This is a genomic window from Aneurinibacillus sp. REN35 (assembly GCF_041379945.2).
Lineage (GTDB): Bacteria > Bacillota > Bacilli > Aneurinibacillales > Aneurinibacillaceae > Aneurinibacillus.
On the sequence record NZ_JBFTXJ020000001.1, the window covers coordinates 465,550 to 479,939 of the forward strand.

The following is a 14,390-nucleotide window of genomic DNA, read 5'->3' on the forward strand; positions in this document are numbered from 1 at the left end:
GATGGAAAAGCAGCTGCAGACAACCGGGATGATGCAGGAGTCGGTGCTACAAAGAAAGCGGACACGGATGAGGAAAATCAAGCACGTTGGATTTGAGCTGGTTGTGATTTTCTTGTCGGTACTGTTCTGTATTCCGCTGTATTTAATTGTTATCAACGCGTTTAAAACCAGCGCGGAGATCATTCGACATCCGCTGACCCCGCCCCTATCCTTAGAAGGCTGGGATAACATCTGGCGCGCGTTTGAGCAGGCGGATATTCTCCGGTCGTACTTAGTTACCTTTGCAATCGGAGGGATGACCGTTGTCTATATCGTCTTTGCTTCATCGATTGCGGCGTATGCCATTGCGCGGGGACGCTCGTTTTTCTTTAAGGCAGCGTATTGGGTGTTTTTATCCTGTATTTTGATGCCTGTTCAATCTGCGTTTATCCCGCTTATCTTTCTGTTAAAATACTTTGATTTGTATAATAACCTGTTTGGGATTTCGCTTGTGTATATCGCTGTGTTGGCGCCGTTCTGCATCTTTATGTATACAGGATTTATTCGGGGTATTCCGATCGAGTTGGAAGAGTCGGCTTTTCTGGACGGCTGTTCGCCGATTCGAACCTTTTTTCAGATCATTTTCCCGCTGCTGAAGCCGGTCACCGCCACCTTAATTATTATGCAGTTCATTTATGTGTGGAATGATCTTCTGCTTCCGTTAGTTATCCTGAATCCGAATGATTATCCAACCGTAAGCCTTGGGCTGTATAAATTCTTCGGTGCCAAAGGGCAGGGTGATATGAGCTTATTGTTTGGCGGGATTATTCTTGTGCTACTGCCGGTTGTACTCTTGTTCCTACGCTTTCAGAAATATTTTGTCAAGGGACTGTCTTCCGGTGCGATTAAAGGGTGATGAAGGAGAGGAGAAAAAAATGAAAGCGCTGCAATGGATGGAGAGAGGCACGGTAAAAGTAAACGACCTGCCGGTTCCGACGATCAAAAATCATGAGGTGCTGATTCGGGTTAAAAGCGCAGCCATCTGCGGGACGGATCTGCACATTGTCACAAAGGGCTTTCCGGGTACCGCTCCTCCGCTTACGTTAGGGCATGAGTTTGCGGGCGTGATTGAGCAGATAGGCAGCGAAGTAAGCGGCTGGACGGTTGGTGATCGGGTGGCTGTGGAGCCGATCTCGATATGCGGGCAGTGTGAATACTGTCTGGGCAGCAACTATGATCTGTGCGATTCATTTTTAGAAGCAGGCTTTTCTTATGACGGAGGGATTGCGGAGTTTGTTGTGGCCGATGCGGCACACATCTATCCGCTGCCGGATACGATCAGCTTCCAGGAAGCAGCGGTGCTTGAGCCGCTCGGCAACATTGTCCGGGCGGTGGAGCGTGGACGGGTAGCGGGAGCGCAAAGCGTGATCGTGATCGGGGACGGTTTTGAAGGATTGTTGTTTGCGCAGATGGCAAAAAAATCCGGCGTACCTAAGGTCATTGTGGTTGGGAGGCATGACTACAAGCTGGCCATTGCGAAGGAAACGGGAGCCGATTTCGTCATTAACGGAAAGAGTGAAGATGCGGTACAAGCCGCTCTGCTGCTGACGGAGGGCCGCGGGGCAGAAGTCGTATTTGAGGCGGCGGGTACAGAGCTATCGATTCAGCAGGCGCTGACCCTTGTGAAAAAGGGCGGCCGCATGGTGCTGTTTGGTGTATGTGAGGAGCTTGTGCCGCTTGATGTGTATAAGATTATGCAGCAGGAGATTGAGATCATCGGCAGTGTAGGTCACGCCGGCGTATGGGAGCAGAGCATCCAACACGTAGCGGACCGATCCGCCACGGTAGCACCGTATCTTCGTACGCAGGTTCCGTTTGCCAGCGTGGAGACGGCGTTTCAGCAGATGATCAACAAGGAAATAGAAGCCGTCAAAGTGATTGTAAATATGGAGGCGTAGCATAATGAGCAGAGAAGAAGGACAGGGCCGCGGAAGCGAATTTTTTACGGATAGCGGATTGTGGGGATTCATTCACCGATCCTTTACGAAGTCGATGGGCTACACGGCAGAGGATCTGCAAAAGCCGGTCATTGGCATCTGCAATACGTTCAGTGAATTAAACAAGTGCCATTCCCATTTTCGGGAACTGGTAGAGTATGTGAAGCGCGGGGTGTGGCAGGCCGGCGGATTACCGATGGAATTCCCGACTATCTCCATCGGTGAGCCGTATGTGAAGCCGACGACGATGCTTTTGCGCAATCTGATGGCCATGGATACGGAGGAGATGCTCCGGGCTCATCCGCTTGATGGTGTCGTGCTACTCGGCGGCTGCGACAAAACTGTGCCTGCCCAGTTGATGGCAGCGGGAAGCGTTAATATCCCGGCCATTGTATTGACGGGAGGGCCGATGCTGAATGGTCATCTGCGCGGCGAGACGCTGGGCGCGTGCACGGATTGCTACCGCTTTACCCTAGAACACAAAGCAGGGAATATGACAGATGACGAACTGGATGAAGTAGAGGCATCAATCTGCCGCAGCGACGGACACTGCATGGTTATGGGAACGGCGAGTACCATGGCTTCCGTAGCCGAAGCGCTTGGCATGGCGCTGCCGGGCTGCGCAGCTATCCCAGCTCCGGATTCCCGCAGGCGGCACATGGCGGAAATGACGGGAAAACAGATTGTAGCCCTTGCAAAAGGGAATCTTCGTCCGAAAGACATTATGACGCTGCCTGCATTTGAGAATGCGATCCGCGTTGTGATGGCCAGCGGCGGTTCCACCAATGCCATTATCCACCTTGTTGCCATGGCGGCACGGCTTGGTCTCCATATCCCGCTTGAAACGTTTGATGAACTGAGCGCATCGACGCCGTACCTTGTTAATGTGCGTCCTTCCGGAAAGTATCAGATGGAGGAGTATTTCTATGCCGGAGGGGTGCCTGCATTAATGAAAGAATTAGAGCCGCTGCTGCATGGAGATTGCATCACGGTTACCGGAGCTACCGTCCGCGAAAATCTGCGCGATGTCCAGGTGCATGATAGAGACGTCATCTCCCCGCTTCAGCAGCCGCTTGCAGCAGAAGGAGGTATTGCTGTATTGCGTGGAAACTTAGCACCGCATGGAGCCCTTATTAAGCAGACGGCTGTCTCGCCTGCCCTGCGCAAACACAAGGGGAAGGCAGTAGTCTTTGAATCGGTTGCGGATATGAACGCACGGATCGATGATGAGGCATTGGATGTGGATGAGAATAGTGTGCTTGTACTGAAGAATGCAGGCCCCAAAGGTGCGCCTGGCATGCCGGAGGTTGGGCAGATTCCCATTCCGCAAAAGCTGCTGAAAAAGGGCGTCCGCGATATGGTGCGCATTTCCGATGCACGTATTAGCGGCACTTCCTATGGTGCGCTGATCGTGCATGTTGCACCGGAAGCGGCGGTGGGCGGACCGCTGGCGTTCGTGCGTGATGGGGATGAGATTGAGCTTGATATTGATGAACGCAGGCTTGAAGTATATATCTCTTCAGCAGAACTGCAAGCGCGTAAGCAGGTGTGGCAGCCGCCTGTCTCTCCGTATACACGGGGATACGGCTGGCTGTTTTGTGAGCATGTTCTGCAGGCAGATGAAGGTTGTGATTTCGACTTTTTAGTCCCAACCTCGATTCGGGATAAGAGACGGGGAGCAGCGGAGAGAGAAAGGGAGGAACAGAGATGATTTTTGATTGCCATACCCACGTATTCGGACCGGGGCAGGTAGGGGGTGGCGCATTGGCTGCTTCCCGAAAAGCATGGGGGGAAGACTATGAGATGATCGCAGAGCCGGAACAAAACTGGGCGTGTGTCGGACCGTATGATGGCGCGATTGTTTTGGCATTTGACGCTCCGGCTACTGGCATTGAGGTTCCGAATGAATATGTGGCCGCGTATGTTGCCAAGCATCCTACCCGACTCTTCGGATTTGCCAGTGTAGATCCGAATCGGGAGAATGCGCCCGTTCTGCTTGAGAGTGCGGTAAAAGAATTGAAACTAAAAGGACTCAAGCTCGGTCCTATTTACCAAAATTTTTATCCAGAAGAGAAGCAGCATTTTGCGCTGTATGCAAAAGCGAATGAGTTGGGAATCCCGATTTTATGGCATCAGGGTACGTCATTTGTGCCAGAAGGATATTTAGACGCTTCGCGGCCGGCGCAGCTTGACCCGATTGCCCGCCAATTCCCCGACCTGACGATGATTATTGCTCATATGGGGCATCCGTGGACGGGAGAATGCATCTCTGTCGTGCGAAAAAACCATAATATGTACATGGATTTATCAGCGCTTGGCGGCCGGCCGTGGCAGTTCTATAACGCAATGGCCTTAGCGTTTGAATACGGTGTGCTGCACAAAGTATTGCTTGGTTCGGATTATCCGTTCTTTACGACGGAACAGACCATCAACAGCCTGCGGAACATCAATCACATTGTAGAGGGGACGAACCTGCCGCGTATTCCGGAGAAGGCGATCGAAGACATTATCCATCGGAATACACCGGAGCTGCTCGGTCTGGTGTAGAGCGATGCAGGTCGTCTCTGGTATTCAACAGATTTCCGCATCACTGGACGGCATGCTCTTTCATGCCTATTGGCTGGAGGGAGCCAAGCCGATTTTAGTCGATACCGGTACTGCGGCTGTAGCAGCCGATGTGATTTTGCCACATATACAGCGTACCTATGAGTCGGGACCAGCCTGGATCGTGAATACGCACGCGCATGCGGATCACTATGGGGGCAATGGGGTTATTACCGCAGCGTTTCCTGCTTGCTGTACGGCGGCTCATGCAGCCGATGCCGCTTGGATTGAAGATCGGGAGCTGCATATTCAGGAGATGTACGGCCGCTTTGAGTCGAGTGTCGGTTTTTTTTACAGCGAGTCGCTGAAGAATGAGATTCGCACCGCCATTTCTTCCTGTGTGCGCGTGCAAAGGAAAGTGAAGGCAGGCGATACCGTATCGTCCGGTGACGAGACGTATCAGGTGATTCATACGCCGGGCCATTCCCCTGGTCATATTGCCCTGTATCGGAAGCGGGATCGGGTGCTGCTTCTCGGGGATGCGATAGTAGGCAGCGGCCAGTATGCGAATGGGAGACTGAACGCACCGCCCACGTATGATAGCCTTCCACACTACCAGGGGGTGATTGCAGCCATTGAAAGATTGGCACCGCATTATTTGCTGCCCACCCATTTTCCAGTGATGGAGGGGGCGGATGTGCAGCGGTTTGTGAAGGAGACAAAAGAATTTGTTTCCACCCTGCATGCTTTTCTTCTGCATCAAATCAGCAGAAGTACACAGGGACATGCGGTGCTTGAGCTGGCTGAGCTGGCCAATGACCATCTTGCGCCTGCCGAACTGGGGTATCAGTGGATTGTGCCTGTTATGGCGCATTTGCGCACGCTTGAGGCAGAAGGGTATATTACATTCGTAAAAAGTGACGACGGCGTTCTTTATATATACAGGGCATAACATGATGAAAAGACAAAGGAGAGAGAACAGATGATTACGGTACAGTTTTTACAGGGGAAGCAGTGGCGCTTAGGTGTCAAGACAGAGCAGGGCATTGTGGATGTAGCAGCCGCCATGAAGCAAAGCGGTGAACAGGATGCGCGCATTCCTGATAGTGCGCATGCGCTTGTTACAGGAGGTGCGCAGGCGATGGAGGGGCTGCAGTCCCTTCTGCAGTCTATCGGTAAAGAAGCGCTTGCTGCGTGTACGCTGCAGGAAGAGACGCTGCAGTTCGGGCCATGTATTACGCATCCCCAGAAAATTGTCTGCGTGGGACTCAATTACAAGCGGCATGCGGAGGAGTCGGGCATGAACCCGCCGGGTGAGCCGCTGTTATTTAGTAAATTTGCCAATACGTTAGCCGGTCACAAGCAGACGATTACGATTCCTGCTGAGGCAAAACAAATGGATTATGAAGCGGAGCTTGCCATTGTCATTGGACAGACAGTCAGCAACGTAGCAAAAGAAGACGCCTTATCCTATGTATATGGATATTGTACCGCAAACGATGTATCCGCCCGTGATCTGCAGTTTGTAAGCTCTCAGTGGCTGCTTGGCAAGACGTGCGACGGATTTTGCCCTGTAGGTCCTTACTTGGTAAGCAAAGACAATATCGCTGACCCGAATCGTCTGGCGATTACGACGTTGGTGAACGGAGAGATCCGTCAGAACTCGAATACGTCAGATATGATTTTTTATTGCGACGAGATCATTAGCTATATCTCCAAGTATATGACGTTATATCCCGGAGACCTTATTCTAACAGGCACGCCGGAGGGGGTCGTATTCGGTCAGAAGGAAGGGGAGCAAGTATGGCTGAAGGATGGAGATGAGGTGGTTGTAGAGATTGAAGGAGTAGGCCGGCTTGAAAACCGATTTGAGATGGCGAAATAAATAACGATACAAAAGCGGCATCTTCGCTATAGCGAAGATGCCGCTTTCTCTTTATCTTGGCAGGGTAAACGTTGCTGTATTATTTGCAAATAAGGCCTTCCCATCTTTGCCGTGGAATGGACCGAATTCAAGTTCGAATGTCTTAAACAGCCCAAATTCGTCTTTTCTAAATAAGAATACATGATACTTCTCGCCCTGTGCTCCGGCCTTAATCTCCTGCGGCGTACGCGGCTCGGCCATGCCGTCTGAAATCGCGGTTCCTCGGTTCTTATCGACATGTAATTTGGAGCTAAGGCTAGATACGCTGATCGGAGCGCTTGATTTATTATCAAGCTTGAATTTGACCGTGACAGCCACAATGCCGCTATCTCCGAAGTTGCGGAAGCGTTCTTTATTCGCGGATGTAGGGAGTATCTCCGTATATTGTACACCGTCAAGAGTTACGCTGACATCACCCACTTGTTTTGTTTCGTTAATTCCTGCTTTCTCAAAAATCATTTTCTTATCTGCTAGATTATCTGTTGTTAGCCGATCCGGATAGAAGGCAGGCTGATTGGCCGTTTGCTGCTTTTGTTCCTCACTGTATGTAAAATCAAAGATTGCATTTCCTTTAAAGCTGCCTTTGAACTTCGGATTGTCCGCTGCGCCGCCTTCAATAATGAATTTAGGTTTAACTGTTTTGAGAGAATCGAACTCCTGATTGGTTAAGGTAAAGGTTACGAGCCCTGTAATTTTCTCACCTGAAGCAAATTTAGATGCTTCGGTCTCTATTTTAGAGCGCAGCTGCTCCTCCTTTGGTACAAAGGTTTTGTTTATGTCAGACGATATGTAATCAAATTCATTAGTGACCTGGATTCGATATGGATTCGTATAGTACATGGCTTTGCCTGTGCTGTTGTCAAGCGTAACTTTGGCTGTGACCACATAGCCATCGGTTTGGTCATCAAACGGAATCGTTGCTTCTTTTTTCATATTGGTGACTTTAACGATTTGATATTCATCAACAGATACAGTAAACCCGTCCATGTTGTGTACATAGTTCGGTTGTTTGTTTGTATATACGATAGTAACAGTGCCGCCTGATTCTTTAGCGATATGAGGATTTAGTTCTTCATCAGCACCTGTTGAGGTAGAGGTTGCACTTGCGGGTGGTTCCGCTGTTTTTTCCGGACTGTTCTGGACTTTTTCCTCCGTCGCCGCCTGCGGCTCATTCGCTTCTTTTACACCGGCCGCCGGCTCTTCTTTTCCACATGCCGATAGCAGTAGGGCTGCAGAAAGAAGGGTGGTTCCTAGTAGTTGCTTTTTTCTCACATTGTCACGACCTTTATTTTTGTATAGTTTACGTACCCCTATAAAATAAAATATACAAAAAAAACCTTTCTAGCTATATATTTATTCATTTTCAGGAATAAAAACCCATATATGGAACGTATGATTGCTGCATGTGTAAGGTCTCAATGTCTACAAATGATAAAGCAATATGCTTGAACTCCTACTATATTTTGGTTTTGGATTCATAGAAAAATAGGGCTTTATACAGTCTGGCTATCCCTTCTTGTATTTCCTCGTGTGTGAGATGTCCGTAGCCCAAAATGAGTCGGTTGGGATGTGTGTCTTTTACGATGGTGTGATCTTCAACCGGATAGACCGCGACATCAAATTGGTCGATCACTTCAAGAATCTCTTTTGTGAAGCGGATGTTCTTATGCTCAATCACCAGGTGCAGCCCCGTTGCATGACCAACAATGCTGACGCTGCCTGAAAAGGTTTTTTGTAAGCAGTTAATGAGACAATTCCTTCGGCTTTGATAGATTTTCTTCATCCTTGCAATGTGCCTCTCCAAATGTCCCTCAGCGATAAAGCGGGCAAGAATAAGCTGATTTAGCGACGGGGTATGCAGATCCAAGAACCACTTCAGCCTGCGTCCTTTTTCAATGAGATGGGCAGGTAAAATGAGATAACCCATTCGCAGAGCCGGTGACAAAATTTTGCTAAACGAGCCAACATAGATGACACGCTCCGGGTCTAGTCCTTGAAGTGAGCTTACGGGCGACCCTTCATAGCGAAACTCACTATCATAATCATCTTCAATAAGATAGCAATTGTTCTCGCGTGCATAGGTAATCAATTGAATACGCCGTTGGATGGGTAAGGCGCCTCCGATCGGAAACTGATGAGAAGGAGTGACAAACACAAACTTTGGCTGGGCTTGTACGGGCAGCAAGGATGTCTTCATCCCATGCTGATCAACTGGAATGGGATGGAGTACAGCACCGGCGGCTGTGAAGATGGTTTGGATGTCATTCGTAATCGGGTCTTCAATCAGTACGCTGTCACCTGATGACAAAAGCAGCGTAGCGACGAGCGTTAAGGCCTGGGTGGCGCCGGAAGTGATCACAAGCTGTTCCGGCTGGCAGTCTACGCCCCTTGTTTTGCGTAAGTGATGCGAGAGTACGTGCCGTAATTCGGGCCGCCCCTCGGGCATATCGTAGCCAAATGCGGAAGCAGGAGCATCCTGCCAGATCGCATGTGACAGCTTGGCCCATGTTTTACGGGGGAATAGCCCCAGTGCCGGTATACCTGAACGAAAGCTGATACGATTGCCATTTTTCTTGTCAGGTTCGTGCCAATGCAGGGATGGGGGGCTTGGGAGTTTTTTGGGTGGCTCTAAATAGGCACCGCAGGCAACAAATGTACCCGCACCTCTTCGTGTCTCTGTAAACCCTTCGGCGAGCAATTGATCATACGCTTCTAAAATGACATTCCTTGATACCTTTAATTCAGCCGCAAGCTCCCGCGTTGAGGGGAGTTTCTCTCCTGCATGAAGCTCTCCGCTTAAAATTTTTTCCCGTATTTGTTCATAGACCTGTCGAAGCAGCGGCAGATCCAGCGAACGATCAAGGGGTATCCACAGCATACCGTATATCCTCCTGATAAAAGTGGTACTATCAAAGTTTATATGAAGTGGTACTCATATCGACCATTTTATCATGCTACCTTTTACGTATGCAGATAAAAAAAAGGAGATGAATAACGTGATGACAGCAGAAGTTCAAGCCGCTCACGCCCTTAGATCCATTGCGCGAAAGGAGTCGATGAAGTCCTATGTACAGCAATCATCTGAACTCTATCCGCTATTGTTGAGAGCAGCCAAACGATTTATCAGTGGTGAAAGCAGAGAGGAGGGAATCGCAGCGGCACAGGAGCTGAATGCAAAAGGATATGGTGTTTCGCTGGAATACATTGGGGAGAATGTGGCGGAGAAAGAGGAGTGCCACAAGGCAAAAGATGAGCTTTTGCTTCTGATAGAAGAGCTCGGCTCGCTGTCTATGAAACAGGTCGTTTCATTTGACTTATCACATATCGGCCTGCTCATACATCGTGAAGCGGCGTATGCTCATGCAGTAGAGCTGGCAGAACGAGCAAAAAAATACGGCATGACGCTTATGATCAGCATGGAGGAATCAGCGAAAACAGATGACATTCTTTGGGTCTATAAAAAAATCGTGGAGAAATATTCCCATGTGGGAATCACGATCCAGGCCCATCTCCACCGTTCGGTGAACGATATGAAGGAGCTGTTGTGCCTGCCGGGGAAGATTCGTATTGTTAAAGGGGCTTTTCAGGAGCCGACCGATACGGCGCTGCCAAGATCTGAAGAGTTGAATACCCGCTATCTTATGCTCGTAGAACAAGCCATAAAAGCGAATCATCCCATATCAATAGCCACTCATGATGAGGAGCTTATGAAAGAAATGAAGCGTCGTCAATACGTTAGCCATCCTCATGTAGAAGTGGAAATGCTCTACGGAGTCCGTCCGGATCTGCTGCGTGATGTAAAAAATGAAGGGCATGATTGCAGAGTGTACATAACATATGGAACAGACTGGTATTTATACTTGTGCCATCGAATCGCTGAATATCCCGAAAATATATATCGTGCTCTTGTTGATATGACCCAACCATCCGCTGCAGAAGGAAGTACATTCTATTGAATGAACAGCACCTTGCCCATGTGAAAATTGTGGTGGCGATGTCGATTGTAGGAAGCTCTGTTGTAGCAGGAAAGCTGGTTGTACAAAGTTTCCCCGTATTTTTAGCGGCGGAGCTCAGATTTCTTATTGCAGCTATGTTAATGGTGCCGTTATTGATCAAGCTTGAAGGCTTTCCTTCTGTGACGAAGCGGGAGATGTGGCTGTTGTTTTTGCAAGCGGTATGTGGTGTGTTTTTATTCAGCATTTTTATGTTATATGGACTTACGCTTACAACAGCGTTAGAGGGAGGGATGATTGCAGGTACGCTTCCTGTGGTAACCGGTGTGCTTTCCATCCTACTATTGAAAGAAAAAGTAGACAAGAATGTACTCATCGGCGCTGGATTCGCGGTTGTAGGGACTGTAATTATGCATGTTTGTGGGGCGGATTCATCTATGGAACGAGGAGCTTCTTCGCTGCTCGGGAATTTGCTTATTTTTGGTGCGGTGATAAGTGAGGCACTGTTTATCATATGTGGGAAGTTTGTTTCGCAGCGAGTGACTCCGCTTGCCATTTCAACGATTGTAAGTTTCTTTGGGGCGGTTTTATTTTTGCCCTTTTCTCTTTATGAAGGTAGCCGGTTTGCGTTTACGGAAGTAACCCCGGCGGAGTGGGGATATATCTTGTATTTTGGAATCGTGGTCACTGCTATTGCGTTTATCCTTATGTATCAGGGAATCACAAAGGTTTCTGCAAGCACAGCAGGCGTGCTTACAGGCGTTGTACCCATTAGCAGTGCCATGCTTTCTGTTTTTCTCTTAGGTGAGGAAGTCTCGTATGCCCATCTCATCGGCATCGGATGTATAATCGCAGCGATATATTGGCTTGCCAGACAATCGGCGAAGCATACAGAGAGTGTGCATGGATAAGGAAAAAACGCGGCCGGACGGGATTTTCCCCCATCTGTCGCGTTTTTTCTTTTTCGTCGGCTGCTTATTTCACAAAATGATGTGTCTCATAATATTGCTCTATGATAGCGGCACCTTCCTGATACAGATCGCTCTCTACACCGCCTTCAACCAGGGCCTCTGTAAGATCGGCAAGTGAATCGAGCGCGTAGGCCAACGGCCAATGCACACCCGGATCAGCCTTCATGATCTCACCGTAGTGGTGTAAATACTTCACTAAGAAGCGTTCAAGTATGAAATGGCGCACGAGATTGTGTTCAAGCAAATAGTCACGCAGATGCATATCGGTAGTGAAGGCTGCGAATTGCTCCAGGCCGTGCTGGCCGCATGCAATGCCAGCGCGCACCGCTGCGATGTCCAGCGTTTCATCGCACCAGCCGTATTGTGTGATGATGTCATACATATCTTTTGCTTCAAACACTTCGTGCTCCATGTCATGCCATGTGATATAGCGGGTATACAGGGGGAGATAGGTGCTTTCATACGCTGCCAGATGGAAGGCCGGGTTGCGGGCGGCCGGATTTTCTTCATCCAGCCATACAGGATGCCCATTTCTAGAAAGCTGAATGAGCGCATCTGCATAGTGCGCAGCCGGTTCGGTTAATCCATAGACAAAAATTGCTGTTCGCCAAAATTCCCGCTCTGCAATGCATGTACCATGAAAAGAAATATCGAGCGGGAATGTTCCGTATTCTTCCGCGTGATTTGTTACATACGGAATGTACTCATTGATGAGCATGTCAATGGCCTGCGCATAGGCATCCGCATGTTCTTGATTTTCAATATGCAGTGCTGCGGTATGCGTACCGGTACGTGTATCAATGATAACGTCCATATGTATGTATGATCTCCTTTTTTGAATGGTGCTCAATTACGTATGCGTTTCTACATCGTCCCATTCCTGATCCATGAATCGTATCAGCCAATTCAAGGCATAATGCCGCTCCATGACCACGCCTCCATCGAGATTTCCGGATGCAGCAGTTCCATCGAGGTGGGCCTGGCGCACCGCCCAATGCAGCCGGAAAATCAGATCCCCTTCGTCCAACAGCTCCTCTTTTGTTCGCAAAACAGCCTGCTGTATGAAGCTTTCCGTTGTACGATCCGCCATTTGCTGCACCGCAAAGGGAACATCACAAATCGTATCAGGGTAGGCTAGAGTATCGACATAGCCGAGCGACCAGAGCAAAACCCAGTAACACTCATACTTCCATGTGAATTGAATGCGGTCATGCTTACTTGGGTTTTCCTCGTATATAAACGCTTTTTCACCCGGGGTGAACGAATCTGCCAGATTGTACTTTTCTACTAAATCCAAAACGGTTTCCTGTTCTAACCCTTCTCCTTTCACAGCGGTAAGGCATACACACAGCGCCCGCTTAGCAACCTCCTCGACGGATCGCATGGGAAAGTCATCCTCGATCACCGGCAGATGGGGATTGATCCGAACACCATGCTGGGCGAGGACTTTTTCTGACCGTTTCTTTCTTTTGGATGGTTTGCTAAGAAAAACATTCATAGAATATCTCCTTTAATATATTTCTGTATTTTGCGGCTTGCCGTAGATTGGTTAATCCCCAGCATATCAGCAACTTTATATGAGCTTGTATTGATGTCATACGCCATGCGAATCAACTGCTTTTCCATCTCTTCCTGTGCCTGTTTAAGCGAACAGATTTCCATTACTTTCACAACGCAGCCGCTGTCTGTTTCTTTATATAAAATGTCTTCCGGCAGATCGTCAAGTGTGATGCTGTTTTCTTCGCAGGTCACAACCATTCGCTCGATTGCATTCTCCAACTCCCGGACATTGCCGGGCCAACCATAGTGAATCAGCGCATTTTCTGCTTCTAGGGAGACGCTGATCGACAGACCGTATTTTTCATTATATTTTTTGAGAAAATAGTCAATCATGTAGGACACATCCTCAGGCCGAGTTCGCAGAGGCGGGATGTGGATGGGGACAACATGCAGGCGGTAAAATAAATCCTCGCGAAATTGTTTGTTTTCAACCAGTTCTTTTATGTTTTTGTTCGTCGCAGCAATAATGCGCACATCAATATCGATCGATTTTGTGCTTCCCAGAGGATCAATTTTTCGATCCTGAAGCACCTTAAGCAGCTTGACCTGCAGATGGAGCGGCATTTCCGCGATTTCATCGAGGAAAAGCGTGCCGCCGTTCGCCTGCTCGATGACTCCTTTTTTTCCTTCTTTTTTGGCGCCGGTAAAGGCTCCGCTATCGTACCCGAACAGCTCTGATTCAATCAGCGCCTCAGGAATGGCCCCGCAGTTAATGTGCACAAACGGGCCGTCTTTGCGCAGGCTTTTGTGATGAATATTTTTGGCGAATACTCCTTTGCCTACGCCGGATTCTCCGGTAATCAGAATGGTTGAATCGACAGCGGCGATTTTAGTAATCATCTTCATGATTTTTCGCATATTGGGCGAAACCGCGATAATGTCTGCAGGCTGTTCATGAAAGCTCTGCAGCTCTTCCAATTCAGATTTGTATGTCTGGACGATTGCTGCACTGCGCTCTATTTTTTCTTTGAGGTGCCTGATCTCCGTGATGTCCCGCGAGTTAAAAATAATGCTCGTCATCTCGCCGTCCGCATCAAACACCGGGTTTGCAATCACATGGACAGTCTTTCCCGTTTTGGTGCGCTGAATCATGGATACCTTCTCTTTCCGCTCTTTTACAATGGGATAGAGAGCGGGGGAGAAGAGACCGTTTCGTTCAAGTTCATTTACGTGCTTCCCGATGAGCTGGCTGCGTTCAAGACCGTACAGCGCTTCACCGGTTGAATTAACGAACAATGTTTTTCCGGAACCATCCGTTATAAAAATCTCATCCAAAGAAGAATCCAGAATCTGTTCAAGCTGTAAGGGAAGACGAATGAGAGTCTCGAATTGATTTAGTATAGGATCGTTCATAACAACCCCCCTCTTTTCTATGGAGCTTGATGTTCTATCAGCGCTATTTTTCAGAATTATTATAACACACATACCCTTTCATACAGCAGATATGCTTTTCTGTGTGCAT

13 protein-coding genes are annotated in these 14,390 nt (G+C 48.7%); 8 read left to right on the forward strand and 5 right to left on the reverse strand.

Annotated features, from left to right (window positions below; genetic code table 11):
- Position 1 precedes the first annotated feature (1 nt).
- From AB3351_RS02265 to AB3351_RS02290, 6 genes are read left to right on the forward strand one after another with little or no spacing between them, the layout of a single operon-like run.
- The gene (locus tag AB3351_RS02265) at positions 2-895 is read left to right on the forward strand and encodes a carbohydrate ABC transporter permease (protein ID WP_371145489.1); all 894 of its coding nucleotides are present in this window, start codon (positions 2-4) and stop codon (positions 893-895) included.
- A 19-nt stretch (positions 896-914) separates the two neighbouring features.
- Complete coding sequence (locus AB3351_RS02270; RefSeq protein ID WP_371145490.1) at positions 915-1,937, forward strand: zinc-dependent alcohol dehydrogenase; 1,023 nt, start codon at positions 915-917, stop codon at positions 1,935-1,937.
- Positions 1,938-1,941: 4 nt separating this feature from the next.
- A complete protein-coding gene (locus AB3351_RS02275) occupies positions 1,942-3,687 on the forward strand; it encodes an IlvD/Edd family dehydratase (protein ID WP_371145491.1) in 1,746 nt (581 codons plus the stop codon).
- Positions 3,684-4,523, forward strand: coding sequence for an amidohydrolase family protein (locus tag AB3351_RS02280; RefSeq protein WP_371145492.1), 840 nt, complete (start codon positions 3,684-3,686; stop codon positions 4,521-4,523). Before AB3351_RS02275 ends, AB3351_RS02280 begins: the two co-directional genes overlap by 4 nt.
- A gap of 4 nt (positions 4,524-4,527) precedes the next feature.
- Positions 4,528-5,472, forward strand: coding sequence for an MBL fold metallo-hydrolase (locus AB3351_RS02285; RefSeq protein ID WP_371145493.1), 945 nt, complete (start codon positions 4,528-4,530; stop codon positions 5,470-5,472).
- Positions 5,473-5,502: 30 nt separating this feature from the next.
- Positions 5,503-6,405 (forward strand): fumarylacetoacetate hydrolase family protein, encoded by a 903-nt coding sequence (locus AB3351_RS02290; protein WP_371145494.1) that lies wholly within the window; start codon positions 5,503-5,505, stop codon positions 6,403-6,405.
- A gap of 51 nt (positions 6,406-6,456) precedes the next feature.
- On the opposite strand, the gene AB3351_RS02295 is transcribed toward AB3351_RS02290, so the two are convergent.
- Together AB3351_RS02295 and pdxR are read right to left on the reverse strand one after the other, a co-directional pair.
- The gene (locus AB3351_RS02295) at positions 6,457-7,716 is read right to left on the reverse strand and encodes a DUF5068 domain-containing protein (RefSeq protein ID WP_371145495.1); all 1,260 of its coding nucleotides are present in this window, start codon (positions 7,714-7,716) and stop codon (positions 6,457-6,459) included.
- A 184-nt stretch (positions 7,717-7,900) separates the two neighbouring features.
- Positions 7,901-9,322 carry a MocR-like pyridoxine biosynthesis transcription factor PdxR gene (pdxR, locus tag AB3351_RS02300; protein WP_371145496.1) on the reverse strand — a complete coding sequence of 474 codons (1,422 nt, stop codon included), beginning with the start codon at positions 9,320-9,322 and terminating at the stop codon, positions 7,901-7,903.
- A gap of 118 nt (positions 9,323-9,440) precedes the next feature.
- On the opposite strand from pdxR, the gene AB3351_RS02305 reads away from it, so the two are divergent.
- Together AB3351_RS02305 and AB3351_RS02310 are read left to right on the forward strand one after the other, a co-directional pair.
- Entirely contained in the window at positions 9,441-10,400 is a 960-nt protein-coding gene (locus AB3351_RS02305; protein ID WP_371145497.1) for a proline dehydrogenase family protein, read from the forward strand.
- On the forward strand, positions 10,397-11,308 hold the full coding sequence (locus AB3351_RS02310; RefSeq protein ID WP_371145498.1) for a DMT family transporter: 912 nt from the start codon (positions 10,397-10,399) through the stop codon (positions 11,306-11,308). Before AB3351_RS02305 ends, AB3351_RS02310 begins: the two co-directional genes overlap by 4 nt.
- 64 nt (positions 11,309-11,372) lie before the next feature.
- On the opposite strand, the gene AB3351_RS02315 is transcribed toward AB3351_RS02310, so the two are convergent.
- From AB3351_RS02315 to AB3351_RS02325, 3 genes are read right to left on the reverse strand one after another with little or no spacing between them, the layout of a single operon-like run.
- On the reverse strand, positions 11,373-12,182 hold the full coding sequence (locus tag AB3351_RS02315) for a hypothetical protein (protein WP_371145499.1): 810 nt from the start codon (positions 12,180-12,182) through the stop codon (positions 11,373-11,375).
- A gap of 36 nt (positions 12,183-12,218) precedes the next feature.
- The gene (locus AB3351_RS02320) at positions 12,219-12,866 is read right to left on the reverse strand and encodes a DUF4272 domain-containing protein (protein WP_371145500.1); all 648 of its coding nucleotides are present in this window, start codon (positions 12,864-12,866) and stop codon (positions 12,219-12,221) included.
- On the reverse strand, positions 12,863-14,281 hold the full coding sequence (locus AB3351_RS02325; RefSeq protein ID WP_371145501.1) for a sigma-54 interaction domain-containing protein: 1,419 nt from the start codon (positions 14,279-14,281) through the stop codon (positions 12,863-12,865). Before AB3351_RS02325 ends, AB3351_RS02320 begins: the two co-directional genes overlap by 4 nt.
- Positions 14,282-14,390: the final 109 nt, after the last annotated feature.